Source organism: Asaia sp. As-1742 (assembly GCF_011753235.1).
In the GTDB taxonomy this organism is placed as follows: domain Bacteria; phylum Pseudomonadota; class Alphaproteobacteria; order Acetobacterales; family Acetobacteraceae; genus Asaia; species Asaia bogorensis_B.
Map to the genome: position 1 here is coordinate 1 of NZ_VWWA01000059.1, position 348 is coordinate 348.

Consider the following 348-nt stretch of genomic DNA (forward strand, 5'->3'; position numbering starts at 1 on the left):
CGACTGAGACCTGGCCCGCCTTGATCGCTGCTGTGACCGACCTCGACGGCATTGTGACCGGGGTGCATCGCACTTGGCTGGCGCGGGACGGAAAGGGCAAGGCACCTGTCGCCATGCCCCGTCGGGCGATGGGCGACCTGCTCGGCCATGCCGTGCGCTTTGGCACGGTGTCTGACGTTCTGGCGGCAGGCGAGGGGATCGAGACGGTGCTGTCCCTCCACGAAATCATGCCCGATCTGCCACTGGCCGCGTGCCTGTCCTCGGCGCATCTCGCCGCCATGGCGTTTCCGCCTGCCCTGCGCCGCCTTTATGTGCTGCGCGATGACGACCCGGCCGGCGACCATGCGG

At 68.7% G+C, this 348-nt stretch carries 1 protein-coding gene; it reads left to right on the plus strand.

Annotated elements, in window-relative coordinates; all coding sequences use genetic code 11:
• Positions 1-348 (plus strand): toprim domain-containing protein (locus tag F3J08_RS16875; RefSeq protein ID WP_205207145.1); only part of this gene is annotated, 348 nt, incomplete at both ends.